At 49.7% G+C, this 21,770-nt stretch carries 20 protein-coding genes, 1 other RNA gene and 1 other annotated feature; of the genes, 10 read left to right on the plus strand and 11 right to left on the minus strand.

Features of this window, described 5'->3' with window-relative positions; genetic code table 11:
* Positions 1-3: 3 nt before the first annotated feature.
* Positions 4-2,352, plus strand: a complete 2,349-nt coding sequence (gene arcB, locus N7E60_RS02710) for an aerobic respiration two-component sensor histidine kinase ArcB (protein ID WP_269598064.1) — start codon at positions 4-6, stop codon at positions 2,350-2,352.
* Between the two features lie 64 nt (positions 2,353-2,416).
* Here the strand turns inward: arcB and arcA are convergent, their stop codons facing one another.
* Positions 2,417-3,136, minus strand: a complete 720-nt coding sequence (arcA, locus tag N7E60_RS02715) for a two-component system response regulator ArcA (RefSeq protein WP_069589785.1) — start codon at positions 3,134-3,136, stop codon at positions 2,417-2,419.
* A 435-nt stretch (positions 3,137-3,571) separates the two neighbouring features.
* Here arcA and N7E60_RS02720 point away from each other — a divergent pair, with 435 nt between their 5' ends.
* Both N7E60_RS02720 and N7E60_RS02725 read left to right on the plus strand, forming a co-directional pair.
* Positions 3,572-4,003 carry a DUF3293 domain-containing protein gene (locus tag N7E60_RS02720; protein ID WP_269598065.1) on the plus strand — a complete coding sequence of 144 codons (432 nt, stop codon included), beginning with the start codon at positions 3,572-3,574 and terminating at the stop codon, positions 4,001-4,003.
* 10 nt (positions 4,004-4,013) lie between these two features.
* Positions 4,014-4,511, plus strand: coding sequence for a putative 4-hydroxy-4-methyl-2-oxoglutarate aldolase (locus N7E60_RS02725; protein ID WP_069589782.1), 498 nt, complete (start codon positions 4,014-4,016; stop codon positions 4,509-4,511).
* Between the two features lie 25 nt (positions 4,512-4,536).
* On the opposite strand, the gene N7E60_RS02730 is transcribed toward N7E60_RS02725, so the two are convergent.
* On the minus strand, positions 4,537-5,010 hold the full coding sequence (locus N7E60_RS02730; RefSeq protein WP_069589780.1) for a hypothetical protein: 474 nt from the start codon (positions 5,008-5,010) through the stop codon (positions 4,537-4,539).
* Between the two features lie 185 nt (positions 5,011-5,195).
* On the minus strand, positions 5,196-6,914 hold the full coding sequence (gene aceK / locus N7E60_RS02735; protein ID WP_269598067.1) for a bifunctional isocitrate dehydrogenase kinase/phosphatase: 1,719 nt from the start codon (positions 6,912-6,914) through the stop codon (positions 5,196-5,198).
* 168 nt (positions 6,915-7,082) lie between these two features.
* Positions 7,083-7,200: a sequence feature (Thr leader region), on the plus strand.
* A 24-nt stretch (positions 7,201-7,224) separates the two neighbouring features.
* Between aceK and thrA the strand changes: the two genes are divergently transcribed.
* Genes thrA through thrC form a run of 3 tightly spaced genes read left to right on the plus strand, consistent with a single transcriptional unit; the run spans position 7,225 to position 11,926 of the window.
* Positions 7,225-9,684, plus strand: a complete 2,460-nt coding sequence (thrA, locus tag N7E60_RS02740) for a bifunctional aspartate kinase/homoserine dehydrogenase I (protein ID WP_269598068.1) — start codon at positions 7,225-7,227, stop codon at positions 9,682-9,684.
* Between the two features lie 2 nt (positions 9,685-9,686).
* On the plus strand, positions 9,687-10,646 hold the full coding sequence (gene thrB / locus N7E60_RS02745) for a homoserine kinase (RefSeq protein ID WP_167314008.1): 960 nt from the start codon (positions 9,687-9,689) through the stop codon (positions 10,644-10,646).
* Entirely contained in the window at positions 10,643-11,926 is a 1,284-nt protein-coding gene (thrC, locus tag N7E60_RS02750) for a threonine synthase (RefSeq protein ID WP_269598069.1), read from the plus strand. The genes thrB and thrC overlap by 4 nt, the downstream gene beginning before the upstream one ends.
* 47 nt (positions 11,927-11,973) lie before the next feature.
* Here the strand turns inward: thrC and grcA are convergent, their stop codons facing one another.
* Positions 11,974-12,351: an autonomous glycyl radical cofactor GrcA gene (grcA, locus tag N7E60_RS02755; protein ID WP_069589774.1), complete on the minus strand. Its 378-nt coding sequence runs from the start codon at positions 12,349-12,351 to the stop codon at positions 11,974-11,976.
* Between the two features lie 411 nt (positions 12,352-12,762).
* On the opposite strand from grcA, the gene N7E60_RS02760 reads away from it, so the two are divergent.
* Positions 12,763-12,888, plus strand: coding sequence for a hypothetical protein (locus tag N7E60_RS02760; RefSeq protein WP_268794307.1), 126 nt, complete (start codon positions 12,763-12,765; stop codon positions 12,886-12,888).
* Positions 12,889-12,941: 53 nt separating this feature from the next.
* Positions 12,942-13,625, plus strand: coding sequence for a uracil-DNA glycosylase (ung, locus tag N7E60_RS02765; RefSeq protein ID WP_269598070.1), 684 nt, complete (start codon positions 12,942-12,944; stop codon positions 13,623-13,625).
* Between the two features lie 158 nt (positions 13,626-13,783).
* On the opposite strand, the gene N7E60_RS02770 is transcribed toward ung, so the two are convergent.
* Entirely contained in the window at positions 13,784-15,220 is a 1,437-nt protein-coding gene (locus tag N7E60_RS02770) for an IS1182 family transposase (RefSeq protein ID WP_269598071.1), read from the minus strand.
* Positions 15,221-15,339: 119 nt separating this feature from the next.
* Positions 15,340-15,519: a DUF3545 family protein gene (locus N7E60_RS02775; protein WP_069589769.1), complete on the minus strand. Its 180-nt coding sequence runs from the start codon at positions 15,517-15,519 to the stop codon at positions 15,340-15,342.
* Positions 15,520-15,756: 237 nt separating this feature from the next.
* Between N7E60_RS02775 and N7E60_RS02780 the strand changes: the two genes are divergently transcribed.
* The gene (locus N7E60_RS02780; protein ID WP_077455290.1) at positions 15,757-17,181 is read left to right on the plus strand and encodes an alanine/glycine:cation symporter family protein; all 1,425 of its coding nucleotides are present in this window, start codon (positions 15,757-15,759) and stop codon (positions 17,179-17,181) included.
* Between the two features lie 72 nt (positions 17,182-17,253).
* Positions 17,254-18,027, plus strand: a complete 774-nt coding sequence (gene yaaA / locus N7E60_RS02785) for a peroxide stress protein YaaA (protein WP_269598072.1) — start codon at positions 17,254-17,256, stop codon at positions 18,025-18,027.
* A gap of 96 nt (positions 18,028-18,123) precedes the next feature.
* Here the strand turns inward: yaaA and serA are convergent, their stop codons facing one another.
* The 5 genes from serA to zapA all read right to left on the minus strand — a co-directional run bounded on the left by serA (position 18,124) and on the right by zapA (position 21,543).
* Positions 18,124-19,353, minus strand: a complete 1,230-nt coding sequence (serA, locus tag N7E60_RS02790) for a phosphoglycerate dehydrogenase (protein ID WP_069589766.1) — start codon at positions 19,351-19,353, stop codon at positions 18,124-18,126.
* A gap of 351 nt (positions 19,354-19,704) precedes the next feature.
* Positions 19,705-20,364: a ribose-5-phosphate isomerase RpiA gene (gene rpiA / locus N7E60_RS02795; RefSeq protein ID WP_269598073.1), complete on the minus strand. Its 660-nt coding sequence runs from the start codon at positions 20,362-20,364 to the stop codon at positions 19,705-19,707.
* Between the two features lie 54 nt (positions 20,365-20,418).
* Positions 20,419-21,021: a 5-formyltetrahydrofolate cyclo-ligase gene (locus N7E60_RS02800; RefSeq protein WP_069589764.1), complete on the minus strand. Its 603-nt coding sequence runs from the start codon at positions 21,019-21,021 to the stop codon at positions 20,419-20,421.
* 29 nt (positions 21,022-21,050) lie between these two features.
* A non-coding RNA gene (gene ssrS, locus N7E60_RS02805) (6S RNA) lies at positions 21,051-21,233 on the minus strand.
* Positions 21,234-21,237: 4 nt separating this feature from the next.
* On the minus strand, positions 21,238-21,543 hold the full coding sequence (gene zapA / locus N7E60_RS02810; protein ID WP_096630961.1) for a cell division protein ZapA: 306 nt from the start codon (positions 21,541-21,543) through the stop codon (positions 21,238-21,240).
* Between the last annotated feature and the right edge of the window lie 227 nt (positions 21,544-21,770).

Consider the following 21,770-nt stretch of genomic DNA (forward strand, 5'->3'; position numbering starts at 1 on the left):
TTTATGAAACAACTCAAAGTATTAGCGCAGTATTATGTTGATTTGCTTGTCAAGCTGGGCATTGTCCGCTTCAGCATGTTACTCGCGCTGGCGCTTGTGGCACTGGCCGTGGTGGTGCAAGTGGGCATCACCTTGGTGCTGGAAGGCACGGTGCAAAATATCGACATTATCCGCTCGATTTTCTTCGGCCTGGTGATTACCCCTTGGGCGGTTTATTTTTTGTCCGTGGTGGTGGATCAGCTTGAAGAATCGCGGCAGCGCTTATCTAAGCTGGTGTCTAAATTAGAAGAGATGCGTGCGCGAGACATGCGTCTTAACCGGCAGTTGACCGAAAATATTGAGCAACTGAATTTAGAAATCGAAGAGCGTAAAAAAGCTGAGAGTGCGCGCCAAGAGGCGATCAAGGATCTAGAAAACGAGGTGTATCAGCGGGAAAAAGCTCAGCTAGAGCTAGCCGAGCAAACCGCATTGCTGCGCTCGTTTATTGATGCGTCGCCGGATCTGATTTATTACCGCAATGCCAAGGGGCAGTTCTCTGGTTGTAACCGCGCGATGGAAGAGCTGACCGGCTATAAAGAGAAGGCGCTGAAGGGCCTGACGCCGTGGGATGTCTATCGCGAGGATATCGCCGCTAAAGTGGTAGAGACCGATCAGCAAGTCTTTGATAACAACGTCTCCATTACCTACGAGCAATGGCTTGAGTATCAAGATGGACGCAAGGCCTATTTTGAACTGCGCAAAGTCCCTTTCTTTGCGCGAGACGGGCGCCATCTGGGATTGCTTGGCTTTGGCCGTGAAATCACCGAACGCAAGCGTTATCAAGATGCATTGGAGAAAGCGAGCCGAGATAAAACCGCCTTTATCTCCACCATCAGTCACGAGCTGCGCACACCGCTGAATGGGATTGTCGGATTGAGCCGCATGCTATTGGACTCGCCGCTGGATGATGATCAACGCAATTACTTACGTACCATTTACGTCAGTGCCATCACCTTGGGTAATATTTTCAACGATATTATCGATTTAGATAAATCCGATCGCAACCGACTGTCCTTGTACCCCACCAGCATCGATCTGCGTGAATTTGTTACTGAGATTGAAAACATCTCTGGCCTGATGGCGGAGCAAAAAGGGCTGCGGTTTGAACTTGAACGGGTGACAGACTTGCCGGAATTTGTCGCCGTGGATGCGACACGATTACGTCAAATTTTGTGGAATCTGGTCGGGAATGCCGTCAAATTCACCAAGCAAGGCTGTGTGATCATCACTGTTAGTGCAGATGTGGAAGATGACCACGCGCATCTTTGCTTTGAAGTCGAAGACAGCGGGGTCGGGATCCCTTCAGATGAGCAAGATAAAATTTTTGCCATGTACTATCAGGTAAAACAAGGCGAAGAAAACTTGCATGCTGTGGGAACAGGGATTGGACTCGCCGTGTCTCGCCAGTTAGCGCGCATGATGGGAGGCGACATTACCGTCGATAGCGAAGAAGGTGAAGGGAGTACCTTTACCGTGAAGGTTTCCGTGCCTTTGAGTGAGCCTGCGGATGATGAGGTCCAACTGCCCACGCGCAGTGATAGCCGCTTGCGAATTTTGCTCGTCGAAGACATTGAGCTAAACATCACGGTCGCTACCAATTTATTGGAAAGTCTAGGCCATGAGGTGACCGTTGCTCGAGATGGTCAGTCGGCGCTAAACACCTTTATGCCCGGAGCGTTTGATTTATTGCTATTAGATATTCAATTACCGGATATGACCGGCTTTGATATTGCAGCAACATTACGCGAAACACAGTCGAGCTTACCACCACTTGTCGCATTAACCGCCAATGTGATCAAAGACAAAGGAGAGTACATCGACAAAGGCATGGATGATGCAATCAGCAAGCCGATCAGTGTCGCGGCACTTAGCCAAGTGATTGAGCGTTATGCGTTGGCGGAGGGGCAAGAAGCGGTGACTGACGAGAGTGCGTCGACACGGCCAGTCGCAAGCGAGCAAGCGGAAAAGCTGTTGGATATGGACATGCTCACCGGCTATGTCGAGCTGGTTGGCACCGAGCCTGTGCGAAAAAGCATTGAAATGTTTGAACAATTGATGCCGGAATACATCGCGATTCTTGATTCGAATATGACCGCACGCGACCAAGATGGCATTGTGTCGGAAGCGCATAAAATTAAAGGTGCGGCAGGATCAGTGGGCTTAAAGCATGTGCAAAAAGTGGCCCAAAAAGCACAGTCTCCCGAGTTACCGGCGTGGTGGGAGAATATTGCCGATTGGGTTGATGAAATTAAAGTAGGCTATCAGCACGATCTGACGGTGTTAAAAGCATGGTTAGATGAGCAATCCTCCTAAACGCCACCCACAAGCTAAACAAAAAAGGCGCCATCAGGCGCCTTATTCATATTGGGTGTGCAGCTTATTGATCTTCGAGCTCACCGCAGAAGCGATAGCCTTCACCATGAATGGTGGCAATGATCTCTGGGGTGTCGCTGTGTGATTCGAAGTGCTTACGAATACGACGAATTGTGACATCCACAGTACGGTCATGCGGCTTTAGCTCGCGACCTGTCATCTTTTTCAACAGCTCAGCACGGGTCTGGATTTTGCCTGGGTTTTCACAGAAGTGCAGCAGGGCACGAAACTCTGAACGTGGCAATTTGAATGACTCGCCTTCAGGGTTAATCAAAGAGCGACTGTTGATATCAAGAACCCAACCATTAAACACATACTGTTCAACGTTGCGTTTTTCTTCACCACCGTTCACGCTACTCATCGCACGGGTTAACAAGTTACGTGCACGAATGGTCAGTTCACGAGGGTTAAATGGCTTGGTAATGTAGTCATCGGCACCAATTTCCAGCCCTAGGATTTTGTCGACCTCGTTGTCACGGCCCGTCAAGAACATCAATGCCATGTCGCCTTGTTCGCGCAATTCACGCGCGAGCAGTAAGCCGTTTTTACCGGGCAAGTTGATGTCCATGATCACCAAGTGCACTTGATGATTGGATAGGACTTGATGCATCTCGTCGCCATCGCTGGCTTCAAAGACATTGTAACCTTCCGCTTCAAAGATACTTTTCAGCGTGTTACGTGTGACTTGTTCATCTTCTACAATCAGAATTTGCGGGGTTTGCATTGGCGATACCTAATATCTAAATAGAATCCGGTTGCGCTTCACAGTCTAGTTCCACTAGCCCATGAAAAAAATTTACAAAATTGCGAGAGGATGCCTTCCGCGAACCTCGCAATCAACATATGGCACGCCATCCATAGAGAGGTGTGTGTCGATGCTAGACAACGCACCGTGTGTTCCAGTTGAGGCGGGGCGTTATCGGCCCTCGTAAGCCTCAGAGGCAATCACTGTTACATCCATTGATTGCCGCTAATTGTATTCATTTAACAGCGCGCTAACAATATATTACGGTGAACGTTGATGATTTTTTTCATCCTTTATTGACCCCAATCAAAAGCATCTTTGTTGGTGATTAGGGTCAACTTCCCGTTTAACTTTATGAATACTAGCGCATAATTAGCAATTAAGCATAATGTTAGTAACGAACAGGTGTAAATAATGTGTGATCAGAATAACGCCAGCGATTTGTGGAAAACTTACCAGCAGATCGCATTTCGGGCACCCCAAGCACCCAGTGTCCGTTCTTTTGCCATTCTTACCGCATTTAACCCTCGTAGCCAACCTTTATCTGAGAAAGAGAATCAATTGCGTAATCGTCAGCTTGTGGATGAGATGGAGAAAGCGGGGATTCGCTATTGGGCAATGAATGGTGGGGCGCCTGATGGCAGCTGGTTTGAGCCGGGTTTTGCCGTTGCTCTGAATCAAGACGAAGCGATTGCATTGGCGAAAACATGGCAGCAAAACGCGATTTATTGGGTGGAGGAGGATACATTATGGTTACTGCCTGCACTGATGACAGATTTTGCGCCGCAGTCACTAGGCGTGACGTTTTCATCACTGCTGGAATTGACAAACTCATCACTGGACTGAGGAGAGCATCATGGACGATAGACTACCTGATTTATGCGACAACCACCCAGACGCCGTGCGTTGGTTACCCATTCAGTGGCAAGATTTTGGCGCGGTGAGCGGCTTTGAAGGACGGATACGTACTGTCCGCTGTTATCACGATAACTCCAAAGTGAAAGCGCTCCTCGCAACGCCCGGCCAAGGTCAGGTTTTAGTAGTTGATGGCGGCGGCGCGATGGATCGTGCGCTATTGGGCGATATGATCGGAAAAAGTGCGGTCGACAATGGTTGGGCAGGGGTGGTGATTGCCGCGCCAGTGAGGGATGTGGCGACGCTTGCCACCTTGCCTATTGGCATTAAAGCACTCGGCGTCTGTCCGATTAAAACCCAAAAACGGGACTGGGGAGAGGTAGATGTGGTGCTAACGCTGGAAGGCGTGTTAGTGACCCCAGGTGATTACCTGTATGCTGACAAAAACGGTGTGCTGGTTTGTGCGCAGCCCTTGAACACAGTCAGCGACGTGGATTAAGCATTCACGCCGTCGTTACACGTTGTTAAAAGCGTAACCCGACGCCGAGTTGGTAAATAGACTCGGTGTCTTTTTCAGGATCGAACTCCACATCTAGCCCGGCATTGACATCGAAAGAATCACTTAATTGGTAGCGGCTGCTGACTCCCCATTGGTTAACGCTTTTATCACGTTGGTAGCCGTGGCTCAGTTGGCTTGAAACATGTAACTTGTCGGTAAATCGGTACTCGATGCCGCTGAGTAAGCCGCGTTGCGTGGGGGCTGTCTGGGTTTCGCTTTTCATTTGCGTGCCAAGGTAAACGGAGAGATTACTCAAGGGGTAGCGATAGCCTGACTCTATGGTCCAGCTATCAAATCCGTCTCCGGCCGAGGGCATCGACTGGATAAAAAAGCGATTGGAGTCGGCTATCGTTTCGGTCTCGAACGATAGCATTTGCTCGCCAAATGCAGGGGTTGCCACTAAATGCAAGGCGAGTGCGAACAATCCGAATTGTTTCACTCTAGGTTCCTTTGCGTTGTTATTTTTGTCGGTTTCGTCACCGCTGATGATCAGTGTAGACAAAAAAGTGTGCGCGGTCGCAACTTTGTCTAAAAAAACGTCATGCTATTGACGTATCTGATAGGTGCCAGCGTGTGATGGCGACGATTAAACAACAAGCAAAATTGACGCCAGGTTAAGCGTGTTTAGGCTTTGACTAACCGAAGCGCATCGCTGTAGGGACGCACATCATGGAAGTAGCCCTCTTGAACCTGATGCTGCAGTTGCTGCCAAAATTCGGCCTCAAAAAGCTCGGGATGCAGGCGCTCAAACTCATCACGTAGCGAAGGGTTGACCAACAAAAAGGTACGAAACTCTTCGGGAAACACATCATTTTCTCCCACGCTGTACCAAGGCTCTGCGGCTAGCTCATCTTCTGGATAACGCGGTGGCGGTATACGACGGAAATTGACCTCAGTGAGATAGGCGATTTCATCATAATCATAGAAAATCACCCGATTATGACGGCTGACGCCAAAGTTTTTAAACAACATGTCACCGGCAAAAATATTGGCAGCTGCGAGCTCTTTGAGGGCATCACCGTACTCTTGCACTGCTTGGGTTAAGGCGTCAGGACTGGCTTGCTCGAGGTAAATATTTAGCGGGATCATCCGCCGCTCCATATATAAATGGCGGATCCGTACTTCTGTGTCAGTGACGGACACACATGAAGGCGCCACGTTTAGCAATTCGTCAATCAGTGCATCGCTGAAACGGTGACGAGGAAAGATAAAGTTCCGATACTCCTGCGTGTCGGCCATGCGTCCCACCCGATCGTGCTCTTTAACGAGGCGGTATTTCTCGCGCACTTGGGCGTGCGTCATTTGTTTTTGCGGTGCGAATTTGTCTTTGATGATCTTAAACACAAAGCCGTATGAGGGCAGGGTGAACACCGACATCACCATCCCTTTGATCCCCGGCGCGATATCAAACAAGTCATCAGAATTATCCAAATGATAGAGAAATTCGCGGTATAGCTCGGTTTTACCATGTTTTTGACAGCCGATCGCGGTGTAGAGCTCTGCTGGAGTTTTATTGGGCATTAATTGATTGAGAAAGTCGACTAAAGCCGCTGGGACGGGGGCATACACCATAAAATAAGAGCGCGCGAAACCAAATACGATACTCACATCGTCGCTATCGGTAATACATGCATCAATATACAGCTCGCCGTTATCTGAGATAAGCAAGGGCAGCACGAGGGGGCGACGTTGGTTCGCCATATCCAGACGGCCAATTAAGTACGCTCCTTTGTTGCGAAAGAACGGCTGACGCACCATTTCAATGGTGAAGCTCATGGTTAACTGCGGGCCAAAGCGTTGCTGAAGGATTTGCGTAATGCGCTTAAGATCGCCACTTTTATCTCGCCAAGGCAGGGTAAAGGGGGTGCTGTCTAGCATGCGCTCTAGCGTGGCATAAATGCCAGCTTGCGATTGAAAGCGTCGCAACAAGGGCGTTGGATACTTGGGAATGCGTCCGCCTTGCGAACTTTGTACAAACAGTTTGTCACGACGAATATTTCGGTGTTCGAAAATACGGCAATACACCGAATTGAAAAAACTCTCAGCGATATCGTAGCGCGGGTAATCATCAAGGAGTTTGATGTAGGCTGCTTTCACTGCCATCAAAAAGGAGCGTGTGGCGTGTTCTTTGCCCAGCATAGCCCGCAGTTGCTGACTCACTAAGCCGACATGGTGATCGTAAAATTGAATACGCGTTTTCAGTGCTTGCTGCACGCTTTTCCAGTCTTGCTGCTCAAAGCGCTCTTGAGCGCCTGACGTCACATCTAAGAAGCGACCATACATGGCATCCGAGCCCTGTAATATCGTATTTGCGACTAATTGTGCCATGGCGTCCTGTGTCATTCGCGTTCCCTGCTTCCATGCCGTTTTTGTTCTCTTCAACCTCTCAGAGTTTTGGCGAAAAAGCAATCAGTGTCACTTTTTTGTTGACCTCGGCGGCATGATTCGATACACCTAAGTAGAACTCAACAAAACAAACGATAAACGCAACACACATGCAACTGACGATCAGCACCCTTACCACCACAACAACCACCATTATTACTGGCACAATGTGTGTTGGTGCGGGCTGATACGCACAGAATTTCCAAAAAAAGCCCGTACCCTCACCGGTACGGGCTTTTTTTTATCTTAAGAGAGAGGTCCCAAACGGATGCGAGTTTTAAAATTTGGTGGCACATCGCTTGCTGATGCAGAGCGATTCAGTCGTGCCGCTGACATCATTGTTAGCAATCAGGGTCAGAGTGACGTCTCTGCTGTTTTATCCGCCCCAGCGCGTGTTACCAATATTCTGGTGTCCGTGGTGGATAATACGGTTAAACATGGAGAGGCTGAGCTGCCACTCAAAGAGCTAGAAACCATTTTCACCGCGCTGTTCCAAGGCCTTGCCGAACGCCAGCCCAATCTCGATACCCAACCTTTGTTCGATAAACTTTCTCGCAGTCTCGGACAACTACGCCAATACGTACACGGTATGAACCTGCTAGGGCTTTGTCCGGACAGCACCTATGCGCGCGTGGTGAGCAAGGGGGAACGTTTGTCCGTAGCGGCCATGCAAGCGCTGTTAGTGGCGCGTGGCTATCAAGTCTTTGAGATTGATCCGGTCAGTTATTTTGCCGCTTCTGGCAGTTACCTGAGTGCTGAAGTCGACATTGAAACCTCCTCGCAACGCTTTAAACAGTCTCCCATTCCCGCTAATCATGTTGGCTTGATGCCAGGCTTTATGGCCGGCAATGAGCAAGGGGAGCTGGTGACCTTGGGACGCAATGGTTCCGATTATTCCGCTGCGGTGCTGGCCGCTTGTGTCCGTGCAGAGTGCTGCGAAATCTGGACGGATGTCGATGGTGTCTATAACTGCGATCCCCGCTTGGTGCCAGACGCGCGTTTACTGAAGTCGCTGAGTTATCAAGAAGCGATGGAGCTGTCGTACTTTGGTGCCAAAGTGCTCCACCCTAAAACCATCGCCCCTATTGCTCGCTTCCATATCCCTTGTTTGATTAAAAATACGGCCAATCCTCAAGGCGCAGGCACCTTGATTGGCGATGATACTGGTGAGGATAAGCTTGCCATTAAAGGGATCACCACGCTTAGCGATCTGAGTATGGTCAATATCTCTGGTCCTGGGATGAAGGGAATGGTTGGTATGGCTTCACGTGTGTTTGGCGCCATGTCATCCGCGGGCGTTTCTATCGTGCTGATCACCCAATCGTCGTCGGAGTACAGCATTAGCTTCTGTATTCAAGCGCAGGATAAAGTGAAAGCTGAGAAGGCGTTGCGGACCCATTTTGAACTTGAGCTTAAAGATGGTTTGCTTGAGCCTGTCGAGTTTATCGATCACCTATCGATTGTCTCCTTAGTGGGGGATGGTATGCGCACTTCGAAAGGGATTGCGGCGCGCTTTTTCACCTCGCTAGCGGAAGTGAATGTCAATATTGTCGCCATTGCTCAAGGTTCGTCAGAGCGTGCTATCTCGGCGGTTGTCCCCTCGGAGCGTGTCTCGGAAGCGGTGAAAGCCTGCCATGAAAACTTGTTTAACAGCCAACACCACCTCGATGTGTTTATCGTCGGTGTGGGCGGGGTCGGTGGTGAGCTGATTGAGCAAATTCGTCGTCAACAAGCGAAGCTGCAGCAGCAAGGCATTGTGATGCGTGTCTGTGGAATGGCAAATAGTAAAGGCATGTGGCTGAACAGCCAAGGCATTAACCTTGATAGCTGGCGTGATGAGCTGCCTAATCACCTTTCACCGTTTAGCCTTGCCGGTATGATTCAGTTGGTGCAGCGTAATCATATCATCAACCCAGTGTTGATTGACTGCACAGCAGAGCAACAAGTCGCGGATCAGTATGCGGACTTCTTACGTGCGGGCTTCCATGTGATCACGCCTAACAAAAAAGCCAATACCAGTAGCATGGCTTATTACCAACAGCTGCGTCAGGCGGCGCGCGCGACACATCGTAAGTTTATGTATGAAACCACGGTGGGGGCTGGCTTGCCCGTCATTGAAAACCTGCAAAACCTGATTGCTGCAGGGGACGAGCTATCACGATTTTCTGGGATCTTGTCGGGGTCGCTATCACACATTTTTGGCAAGTTAGATGAAGGCGTAAGCTTTAGTGATGCCACCAAGGTTGCGCGTGACAGTGGCTTCACTGAGCCCGACCCACGTGACGATCTATCTGGCATGGATGTGGCGCGTAAATTGTTAATTTTGGCACGAGAAGCTGGCATGCATTTAGAGCTGGAAGATGTCGAAGTTGAGCCCGCGTTGCCGCCAGGCTTTGATCAATCGGGTGATGTGGAGTCCTTTATGGCACGCTTGCCGGAGGCGGATGCTTACTTTAAGCAATGGTCAGAGCAAGCGGCTCAAGAGGGCAAGGTGCTGCGCTATATCGGCGGTATTGAAGACGGTCAATGCTTCGTGAAAATTCAAGCCGTAGACAGTGACGATCCGATGCACAAAATTAAAGATGGCGAAAACGCACTCGCCTTTTACAGCCGCTATTATCAGCCGATTCCATTGGTCTTGCGTGGATATGGGGCAGGCACCGCCGTGACGGCGGCAGGGGTATTCGCTGATTTGATGCGCACCTTGGGTTGGAAGCTAGGAGTGTAGTGATGACAGTACGCGTTTACGCACCCGCTTCAATTGGTAATGTGAGTGTGGGTTTTGATGTGTTAGGTGCAGCGGTCAGCCCTATCGATGGCAGCTTGCTGGGGGATGTGGTTGAAGTGAAGGCGGGCAGCGACCGCCCCTTTTCGCTGCGCTGTGAAGGGCGATTTACCGACAAGCTTCCTGCTGATGAAAAGGACAATATTGTCTATCAGGCCTACCAAGCGTATGCACATGCGCTGCAGGGTCAAGGGATCGCGGTAAAGCCGGTGGCGATGTTGCTGGAAAAGAATATGCCCATCGGCTCCGGATTGGGATCCAGTGCGTGTTCGATTGTTGCAGCACTTGATGCGTTAAACCGCTTTCACGGTAACCCACTGGATGAAACCACCATGCTAGCGCTAATGGGGGAGATGGAAGCCAGTATTTCGGGCAGCTTACACTATGACAACGTGGCGCCTTGCTACTTAGGTGGCTTGCAACTGATGCTGGAAAGCCAAGGCGTGATCAGCCAAGCCGTACCACATTTTGACAACTGGTATTGGGTGATGGCTTACCCCGGGATTAAAGTCTCGACTGCAGAAGCACGCACTATCTTGCCCGCACAGTATCGCCGTCAAGACGTTATTGCCCACGGGCGATATTTAGGCGGCTTTATTCACGCGTGTCACACTCAACAACCTGCTCTGGCGGCGAGCTTGATTTGTGATGTGATTGCAGAGCCCTATCGGCAAAAACTGTTGCCGGGCTTTGTTGAAGCGCGGGCGTATGCAGACAGCTGTGGCGCACTTGCGACAGGGATTTCAGGCTCTGGGCCGACCTTGTTTAGCATCTGTGATGATTTACAGGTTGCCGAGCGACTCGCACAATGGCTGCGCGAGCACTACGTACAAAATAATGATGGCTTTGTTCATGTATGTCGCATTGATGGACAGGGCGCAAAAGAAATAGGAAGTCAGGCATGAAGCTTTACAACATCAAAGATCACAGTGAAACCGTGTCGTTCGCGCAAGCGGTCAAACAAGGATTGGGGCGAGGACAAGGGCTGTTTTTCCCCGAGCACATACCGCAATTTGAGGATATCGATGCCTTGTTGTCGATGCCATTGGTAGAGCGTAGCACTGAGATCCTCTCGGCCTTGATTGGCGACGAACTGCCAAAAAGCCAAATCCATGAGCTGGTGGCGCAGGCGTTTACCTTTGAGGCACCACTCAAATCTGTCACTGAGCGCATTCATGCGTTAGAACTTTTCCATGGGCCAACGCTCGCCTTCAAAGATTTTGGTGGTCGTTTTATGGCGCAATCTCTCGCGGCAGTGTCAGACGGCAACAAGATCACGATTCTCACCGCCACATCAGGCGATACCGGTGCTGCCGTTGCTCATGCGTTTTATGGCATTGAAAACATCAACGTGGTGATTTTGTATCCGAAAGGCAAAATTAGCCCACTGCAAGAAAAGCTGTTTTGTACTCTCGGCGGCAATATTCACACCGTGGCAGTGAACGGCACATTTGACGACTGCCAGACGATGGTGAAGCAAGCCTTTGATGATAAAGAGCTGCGTCAAACCATCGGCTTAAACTCAGCAAACTCAATCAATATCAGCCGGCTGATGGCGCAAATTTGCTACTATTTTGAAGCGCTTGCGCAGATCCCTCAGTACAAGCGAGACCAAGTGGTTGTCGCGGTACCCAGTGGTAACTTTGGCAACCTGACTGCGGGCTTGATTGCCAAGGCGATGGGGCTGCCGATTAAACGCTTTATCGCTGCCACCAATGCCAATGATACGGTGCCACGCTATTTAGCCTCCGGGCAGTGGCAGCCGCAAACCACAGTCGCAACTTTATCGAATGCGATGGATGTCAGTCAGCCGAACAACTGGCCGCGTATCGAAGAGCTTTTCCGCCGTGAAGGGTGGGCGCTGAGCGAATTGGCATCAGGACGCGCAGACGATGCGCAAACCGCAGAGAGTTTGACGCAGCTTGCTGAGCAAGACTATTTATGCGAGCCGCATGGAGCCATTGCCTATCGTTTGTTAGCACAACAGCTTGGCGAGGAAGAAGAGGGGATTTTCTTGTGTACCGCGCATCCGGCCAAGTTTAAAGAGTCGGTCGATGCGATTTTACACAAGGATATTCCGCTGCCAGGGCCATTGGCAAAACATGCGCAGATGGATTTATTGTCGAGTGAGCAAGAGACCGACTTCTCGGTCTTAAGAGCGTACCTGCTTAATTTGAGCGCTTAACCAAAAACAGCCCGCCAAAGCGGGCTGTTTCTTTATAACCTGTGTGTTTACAGTGAGCTTGTAAACGTACGGGTGATCACGTCACGCTGTTGTTCAGGGGTCAGTGAATTAAAGCGAACCGCATAGCCCGAGACACGGATGGTCAGTTGCGGGTATTTTTCTGGGTGCTTGGCTGCATCTTCCAAAGTTTCACGCTTCAGCACGTTAACGTTCAGGTGTTGACCCCCTTCATTAACCGCTTGGGTTTCGATATTGACTTCACGGTAGTCAAACTCACCCAAAGAAGACAGCGCGACTTCTTGATCCGCCTCAAAGCCTTGTTTTGCACAGACACAGCGTGCTTGGTCGGTTTCTTTATCAATCAACCAAATAGAATTGATGAGATCATCATTGGCCGCTGAGGTTACTTGAATGCCGGTGATCATGGCCTATCCCCTTTTTCTGATAGTGACTTTAGTGATGTAAGATTTCATCACTTTCGACGTTCATATATACCTCTTTATCTGTAGGGTTATTTTGATTTAGGTCAATATTTAATCGTCTTTATCGTGAAGATAGTTATTTGATATCAATATTATTGTGAACAAAATCAATTTGATGATAAGAGCACAACGCGCAGCGACAAGCATTCGTATTTATAGCGCTATTTTGTTGTAAATTTACTACAAAAGTAAGGGCGAGATTGATCGATGGGTAGGCAGTTTTGCACCATATTGGTACATGGCTGGCGGAGTGTTCTTCTCGAATTTTATTAATCGTTTGAAATATATAGCTATTTAAACTTGGCATTGATTTTTCATGATGTTCTAGGCACACGCATAGATAAGGAGCGACCCATGACTAGAACATTATCGCCACGTTCACACGCGAGCTTACCGACCCCGAACCGAGCGGTACAAGGGCGCTGCCAACGTCATTACCATGCCCACACAGAAAGAACAAAAGATCGCGCCACACACTGATTTCATCTGTTTGTCTCGTTAAAATGGCGCCAGTGTGATGATAAGGAGCAACCATGACTCAGGCGCAAACGTGGCAGCAGGTGCTAGCCAACGAGAAGGAGCAAGCGTATTTTCGCGATACGCTAGCCTATGTGGAAAAGGTCCGGGCCAGTGGCGTCACGGTTTTTCCTCCCAAAGAGGATGTATTCAACGCCTTTCGTTTTACTGAACTTGGCGATGTGAAAGTCGTGATTTTAGGCCAAGACCCTTACCATGGGCCCAATCAGGCCCATGGGCTCTGCTTTTCCGTATTACCCGGGGTAAAAACGCCACCTTCGTTGGTCAATATTTATAAAGAGCTAGCGACGGATATCGAGGGATTTCAGATCCCTTTACATGGCTACTTGAAAAGCTGGGCAGAGCAGGGCGTGTTATTGTTAAACACGGTACTGACTGTTGAACAAGGAAAGGCGCACTCTCATGCCAAGCTGGGGTGGGAGACCTTTACTGACCGAGTGATTGAGGCTGTCAATCAGCATGGTGATGGTGTGGTGTTCTTGCTTTGGGGCGCGCATGCTCAGAAAAAAGGCAAAGCGATTGATCGTACGCGCCATCATGTTTTAACTGCGCCACATCCCTCTCCACTGTCAGCGCATCGAGGCTTCTTGGGCTGCCGCCATTTCTCACAAACTAACGCATTATTGCGCGAGCAAGGTAAAGCGCCCATTGATTGGCAACCCACCCTGGATGATGCGTAGAAAGCCAAGTGATTGAGGGGCAAAGCCGTCTTGGTCAGATAAAACCTGACCAATAAAAAAGGTGCTCAGTGAGCACCTCAGATTGCTGACGAACCCCGCCTTTTTAGGCGGGGTTCTTTTTGATAAGCGGCCGTAGGCCGCGATCGCGATATTTTTTGTTAGAGAGTGGTCGTTACCGACCAACGCCTAAATTGGCGGATAGAAGCCAGTATTTGCCTTATATCCGCCATGTTAAAGCCACATTTTCTTAGATAGCTCACCACTAACGCTATCTTCTTGATGTTTTGAGCAGCCGCCGCCAGCCAGCATTGCATTTGCACATTTGCAAGCCCTCGGAAGCGTGCGTAGCGATGCCCATGATGCTGCTTAGCGTCGGCGAAGCTTCGCTCCACAGTCTCACTTCGTCGCTTGTATATCTTTTTGCCATAACGAGACAGTCGCATTTCATTGGCACGCTCGACTGCATCAGTGTAAAGATGACGCGTGATGACCTTTTGCATGGTCTTACTTTGCGTACAGTCGTTTCTAACCGGACAGAACGCACACTGCTTTGGGTCTGAGTGATAAGTACGATAGCCGGCTCTTGTGGTTGTTTTATAGATAAGCGTTTGCCCTTTGGGGCAGCGATATGTGTCGGTTTTCTTATCGTATGTGAAGTGTTTTTTCTTGAACGTATTCTTCGTTCGAGAAGGGCGACGATAGCCGAATACGCCAAGAATGCTGCGACGCTCTAAGGATTCGGCAACCGGTGCCGTGAAGTAGCCAGCATCGATGCCCACGGCAATAGGATTGAGGTTAAATTGCGTGAGTGTGTGGTCAAGGCGATGGATATACGGTTGTGAGTCGTTGACATTCCCTGGGGTTGTATACGTATCGACGATGATACCGTGCTTACCATCAACGGTCCTATGGTCAAGATAGAAGAAGCCTTGGGGCTTATTATCTCTGGTCATAAAACCACTTTCAGGGTCAGTCGTACTCACTTTTGTGTTTTTGACGTCCGTTTTTAATGGCGCGTCCTTGAACGGCTTTTTTCCTTCTGCTTTGCGGTCACAGGCGATGTCTTCATCCAACATCTCTAGGTAAGCGCCGGCGCTCACCGGGCGCAGTTTATTCACATGCTTATTTTTGTTCGCACTGGCTTTAAGGTGTGTGCTATCGGTATACAGCTCTTGCCCTGCGACTAAGCCCTTCTCCATGGCTTGAACCACAATATGGTTGAATATGCGTTCGAAGACATCCGTGCCATTAAAGCGACGAATACGATTTTGGCTCAGCGTGGACGCATGGATGACCTTCTCTGTCAGCGACATACGCAAGAACCAACGATAAGCAACGTTGACTTCAATTTCTTTAACAAGCTGGCGCTCGCTTTTGATGCCGAAGAGATAGCCAAGCAGGATGATTTTAAATAAGCGAACGGGGTCAACGGGTGGACGGCCATTATCTTTGCAATAAAGGTGGGCGACTTCATCTCGAATAAACTCGAAGTCGATGGCACGGTCGATTTTACGAACAAGATGGTCTTTGGGAACAAGTTGTTCCATCGTCACCATTTCAAGTTCATATTGGTGTGGAGAAGGTTCTTGAAGCATACCGGAGCATCCCTATTGCGACACTCCTATTAGATCAAAGGTCTAGCTCGAAAGCTAGACCTTTGTCAGCAGTCTGAGGTGCTCAGTGAGCACCTTTTTCGCATCCTTTTATCGGTGAGTTAATCAAGGTCCAGTTGAGAGAAATCGCCATACATATCGATTTCTTCCAATTCTTTTCTCAGTCGCTGTTTGTCCTTCAGCGCTTCAATTTCTCTCCATTTACGTTTGACTGGTTTTGCGCGTCCGCTGCGTTGTGGCTTGTCTTGCTCGAACATGTCGTTAAAGGCAAAGTTATCCATAGTCACCCCTTGTTCACCTTGCGGTTAGGTTTTAAATACCACAGCTCGCCCTACCGTAAAATTGAAGTATTTCTCATTTGTGGCAGATTGATGAACTTTTTATGAGAACGCCATCACTGAATTTTTAAAAACAGTGATGACCAGCACAGCCAAGGGCGGCCATCAATTGATCTTACCGGTCAGACAAGCGAAGATTGCGCCGCAGACAGCAATCACGACACGACGAGGGACAGTCATTTGAGCCTTTTAACCTTTATTAACGACCTGATATGGGGCTCGGTGCTCATTTATGTGCTGATCGGCGGTGGCGTCTTCTTTTCGCTAAAACTCGGTGGCATTCAGTTCCGTCACTTCTCCCATATGTTTTCTGTGATGCGTCATAGTCGCCGCCGCGACATTTCGGGAATTTCGTCGTTTCAAGCCTTGTGTACTGGACTGGCTGCACGCGTCGGGACAGGCAATATGGCTGGTGTGGCGGTTGCACTCTCTCTTGGTGGACCAGGGGCGATTTTTTGGATGTGGCTGATGGCGTTTCTGGGAATGGCGACTGCCTTTGCGGAAAGCACCTTGGCACAGGTCTATAAAGTTCGCGATCCGGATGGCTACTTCCGAGGCGGTCCGGCTTACTATATGGAACATGGCTTGGGGATGCGCTGGATGGGAATATTGTTCTCGTTGCTGCTGATCCTTGCCTTTGGTTTGGTGTTTAACTCAGTTCAAGCGAATTCGATTTCACAGGCTGCCCAAGTGGCTTTTGGCTGGCCTCCCGCCTATGTCGGTGCAGGACTGGCACTGGTTAGTGGGTTGATTATTTATGGTGGCTTACGTCAAATTGCACGCACAGCTGAGGTCTTAGTCCCTGTGATGGCGCTGCTCTATTTATCTCTGGCGTGTTATGTAATGTTGACCCATCTCGAGCAAGTGCCCGCCGTGATATCGCTGGTGGTTAAAAGTGCTTTTGGTCTTCATGAAGCCGCTTCTGGCGCATTGGGTTACACCTTGGCGCAAGGGATGATTCAGGGGATTAAACGTGGCCTTTTCTCGAATGAGGCGGGCATGGGCTCGGCGCCGAATGCCGCCGCCTCCGCCACACCCTATCCGCCTCATCCAGTTTCTCAAGGCTATGTGCAAATGCTGGGCGTCTTTGTCGATACTCTGGTGATATGCACCGCAACCGTCGCGATTATTCTGCTATCGGGGGAGTATATACCCGGTGGCGAAGTCACGGGGGTGGAACTGACACAGCGTGCCTTAAGTGCTCAGGTCGGCGATTGGGGTGAGCAATTTGTGGCGGTGGCGATTTTCTTCTTTGCGTTTACCTCCATCATTGCCAATTATTCGTATGCAGAAACCAATTTGTTGTTTATCAATGGTCGTTTGCGCCCGGCACTGCCTTATTTTCGAGCATTGGTATTGGGCATGGTGATGTTTGGCGCGCTGGCCGAGCTCCCCTTAGTGTGGACGCTTGCGGATGCATCAATGGGCATGATGGCCTTGGTGAACATGATTGCGATCTTATTGCTGTCTGGCATTGTTAAGCGCTTGGCCGCTGATTACCACACCCAACGTTCGTTAGGGCGAGTGCCTGTGTTTGATAGTCGCCGCTTCCCTGAGCTTCACAGCCAATTGGACGAAAAGGCTTGGCCTTTGCCCAAGCAGTGACCGTGATGCGGTGGCTTTTTTATGCTGGAATGATAGTCTTGGCAACAGACAGATAACATAAGGGTTAGCAAGATGCTGATTGTGGTCTCCCCCGCAAAAACATTGGATTATGAGTCACCATTGCCGACGCAACGTCATACCCAACCCATGCTGACTGAGCACTCTCAAGCATTGATCGAGGTATGTCGCCAATTAACGCCCGCCGATATCGGTGCGTTAATGAAGGTGAGTGATAAAATTGCCAGTCTGAATGCGGTCCGTTTTGCCGAATGGTCTCCAACCTTTACCACTGATAATGCACGCCCTGCGGTACTGGCGTTTAAAGGGGATGTTTATACGGGTCTGGATGCCACTTCAATGTCTGAAGAGGACTTTGATTGGGCGCAGGCACATTTCCGTATGCTGTCGGGGCTGTATGGCCTATTGCGGCCATTGGATTTGATGCAACCTTATCGTCTTGAAATGGGCACCAAGCTGGCGACATCGCGCGGTGATAACTTGTATCAGTTTTGGGGTGATATCATCACTGAGACATTGAATCGCACCTTGGCAGAGCAAGATGATCGATTACTGGTGAACTTGGCCTCCAATGAGTATTTCAAAGCGGTAAACAAGAAAAAACTCGACGGCGACATTGTGACCCCTGTCTTTAAAGACTGTAAGAACGGTCAATACAAGGTGATCAGTTTTTACGCCAAAAAAGCCCGTGGCATGATGGCGCGCTATTTGATTGATCAGCGTGCGACATCCATTGAAGCTATCAAGACATTTGATGTTGGCGGCTACTATTTTAGCGAGGCACATTCCAAAGGGAATGAGTTGGTCTTTTTGCGTGAAGAACAGTAACGCACAGGCAATAAGGTTACGACAAGTATCAGCCGATGCGGCTCTGTGTCTCAATGAAAAAAAAAGCCCCAATGGGGCTTTTTTTTTCGCTTTCAGTTAGTGAAGAATGCGGGCGCGAATCGTGCCTTCAATCGCTTTCAGCTTTTTCAGTGCTTTATCAGCCTGTTCGGTTTCGACATCAATGACCACATAGCCAATTTTTGCTGAAGTTTGCAGATATTGTGCGGCGATGTTGATGCCTTCATCGGCAAAGGTGGTGTTGATTTTGGTCAACACACCGGGACGGTTCGCGTGAATGTGGAGTAAACGAGAACGCCCTTGATGCTCTGGCAGTGACACCTCTGGGAAGTTGACACAAGAGAGTGTCGAGCCGTTATCAGAGTACTTGATCAACTTGCCTGCTACCTCAAGGCCAATGTTTTCCTGCGCTTCTTGTGTCGAGCCACCAATGTGTGGGGTGAGCAGCGCATTATCAAAGGCCTGCAGCGGTGAGCTGAAGGGATCATTATTGGTTTTAGGCTCAACAGGGAATACATCAATCGCCGCTCCGGACAAATGGTTGCTCTCGAGCGCGCCACATAGGGCATCAATGTCCACCACTGTACCGCGTGAGGCATTAATAAAGATAGCACCGGGCTTCATGCGGGCGAATTCTTCACTGCCGATCATGTTTTGAGTGCTTTCGGTTTCTGGAACGTGCAATGAAATCACATCACTACGGTTTAATAATTCAGTCAGCGAGTTGACTTGCACGGCATTTCCGAGTGAGAGCTTGTTATCGATATCGTAATAACAAACGTTCATGCCAAGGTTCTCTGCCAAAATACTCAGCTGCGTCCCGATGTGGCCATAACCGATAATTCCTAATACTTTTCCGCGTGCTTCAAACGAGCGTTCGGCGGATTTCTGCCATTCGCCACGATGTGCTTTGGCATTCTTTTCCGGAATACCACGTAGCAGCAGCAGGATCTCCCCAAGCACTAATTCGGCGACGCTGCGGGTATTTGAGAAGGGGGCATTAAAAACCGGGATACCACGTTGAGCAGCTGCGTCGAGATCAACTTGGTTAGTTCCGATACAAAAGCAGCCTACTGCGACCAATTTTTTCGCCTTTGCGAAAACCGATTCAGTCAGCTGGGTACGTGAACGCAAGCCGACAAAGTGAGCATCTTGAATCGCTTCTTCCAGCGCCTCACCGGTGAGGGAGCCTTTGTGATACTCAATATTGGTATAACCAGCTTGCTTGAAGGCCTCTAACGCCGTGGGGTGGACGCCTTCGAGGAGCAGAATTTTGATCTTATTCTTGTCCAGTGAATAGTGTGACATGCGGGCTGTTCTCTTCCTTAGAAACAATAGTGGTAGCAATGTTGCGCCTGAGTGCCGGGGCGCATCGTGACCCTGTGCCCTTAACGCGTCTGCTAAGAAAAAGCGGCTAGAAGCGCTGTCATTAGGCTGATCTCATTCGCGAAGCCGCAGGAGGGCGCGCGATGTGCCGGTATCAGAACAGTGACCAAGATAACAAAAATTTTGCGAAGGGGTAAGAATTATCCGTTCTAGACCATAAAAAAAGCACCTTAAAAAAGGCGCTTTTAACTTATTGATTACACTAAACGCAAACGTTTGGCTTTTGCGGGAGATAATACGTTTCTCACCGACTATGCATGGTGGGTTATGCGTTTAGTCTGCAATTTTTTGCACGCCGTTTTCGGTGCCGGTCAAGACGACATCGGCACCACGGTTGGCGAATAAGCCGACAGTCACTACACCTGCGATACCGTTAATGGTATCTTCGATCGCTTTTGGATCTTGGATTTTCATATTGTGCACATCCAAGATCACGTTGCCGTTATCGGTCACTACCCCTTGACGATAGCAAGGATCGCCCCCGAGTTTGACCAACTCGCGAGCCACATAAGAGCGTGCCATCGGGATCACTTCCACAGGAAGCGGAAACTCGCCAAGAACATCAACGTGTTTGGTGTCATCGATAATGCAGATGAATTTATCTGCGATCGCCGCGACAATCTTTTCACGGGTGAGGGCTGCGCCTCCACCTTTAATCATATGCTTGCGCGCGTTGATTTCATCTGCGCCATCCACGTATACATCAAGACTTGCGACGTCGTTCGCATCAAACACCTCAATGCCCAGTGCTTTCAAACGCTCGGTGGATGCTTCTGAACTGGAAACAGCGCCTTTAATTTGCGATTTAATCGGTTCAAGGGCATCGATGAAGTAGTTGACGGTCGAGCCTGTCCCTACGCCAACAATGCTGCCGGGTTTGACATATTCCACCGCCGCTTCGCCCGCTGCTCTTTTTTTATCGTCTTGGTTCATGATCACTCCTAATGGGGGTTTTGGCGGCGATTATAGCGAAGCGCGTCGACGCCGTCAGGATAGAGGTCGCGAATTCGTGGCTGACCAGTGCCAATGGTGACTGGGCGTTAATATGTGGGGAAGGGGCATGTCCCATTGCTCGGTGGGTAATTGGCCCCAATGCTGACAGTCATGAGCAAGGCCGACCGCCGTAGCACTTGGGTGTGCACAGAGCGCCAAGGTACGATCATAGTAGCCACCGCCCATGCCCAGCCGTTGACCGCGATCGTCAAAGGCAACCAAGGGTGTGGCAATCACCTCCAATTGATGGGTGGGTAAGAGATAGCGAATATCCAGTTTGGGCTCGGCGATCCCGTAGCGGTTCGACTGCATCGGGGTGGTCGGGGTGTAATGTAAAAACAGTAAGTGGCCCTGACTGAATGGATGGACAACAGGGAGATAGACAGACTTTCCGGCCTGCCAGCAGGCATTAATCAACGGCGCGGTATCAAGCTCACCATCAAACGATAAATATAAGGCAATATGCTGAGAGGCGATCACAGACGGCAAGGCCATAAAGCGTGTCATGACCGCGTGGGCGGCGTGCTCTTGCTGTTCAGCGCTCAGTTGCCGGCGGGCGTGTCGGACTTGTTGACGTATTTGCTGTCTGGGCTGCATAACTGTCCTTGATGCTAGCCTGTCTGGAAGAGGGCCCCGGGATGCCGTCGGGATCGAAGGCCCTTGAACCCGCTGGTTCAAGGCGGGCGGGCAGTACAAACCGTAGGCTTCTCGGTACGTGCCGAGCTTGCTCAGTAGCTTGTAACAACACACCCTTAGGTTTGCTTATCGGCTCAGGGACGTAGATCCGCTGACAAACACCCCAGGGAATTCGGATTACTTACGCGGTCCTTGCGTGGCCATTGCTGTGTCCAACTTTGACACCATCAGGGCGCTCCGTTGCTTAACCTGATCTTGGACGTCGACCAATGATTGCTTAGCTTCATTTAGCTCGTGGCAAACATTCAAAGCAGCAATGGCAATTAACTGCTCTGTGTTGGTTACTTTAGTGCGCTCAGCCAGTTGTTGCAACCGTTGATCGAACTCACTTGCTGCTTCTTTAAGCGCTTGTTCTTGTCCTGGTGGACAATTGACCCGAACAAAGCGATCAAGGATCTTAATTTCAACCGGTTGTGTGCTCATAATGGTTGGCTGGCTCCTCGTGCGGCCTCTTATTCTTGGGCCAACGACACAGTAACAATGCCCGCTATTCTAGCAATTATTTTTAGTGATACACCACTTTGAAATACTTAAGCTGTGTATCTGCTGTCAATTTAGACATGGAAACGGGTGATGCATGCCCTGACAGGTTGGCAGATGAGAGCTAAGCCGCAGTTTATTATGGCCAGTTGCCAAGCCGAGTATGAATT

It is taken from the genome of Salinivibrio proteolyticus (assembly GCF_027286365.1).
Lineage (GTDB): Bacteria > Pseudomonadota > Gammaproteobacteria > Enterobacterales > Vibrionaceae > Salinivibrio > Salinivibrio proteolyticus.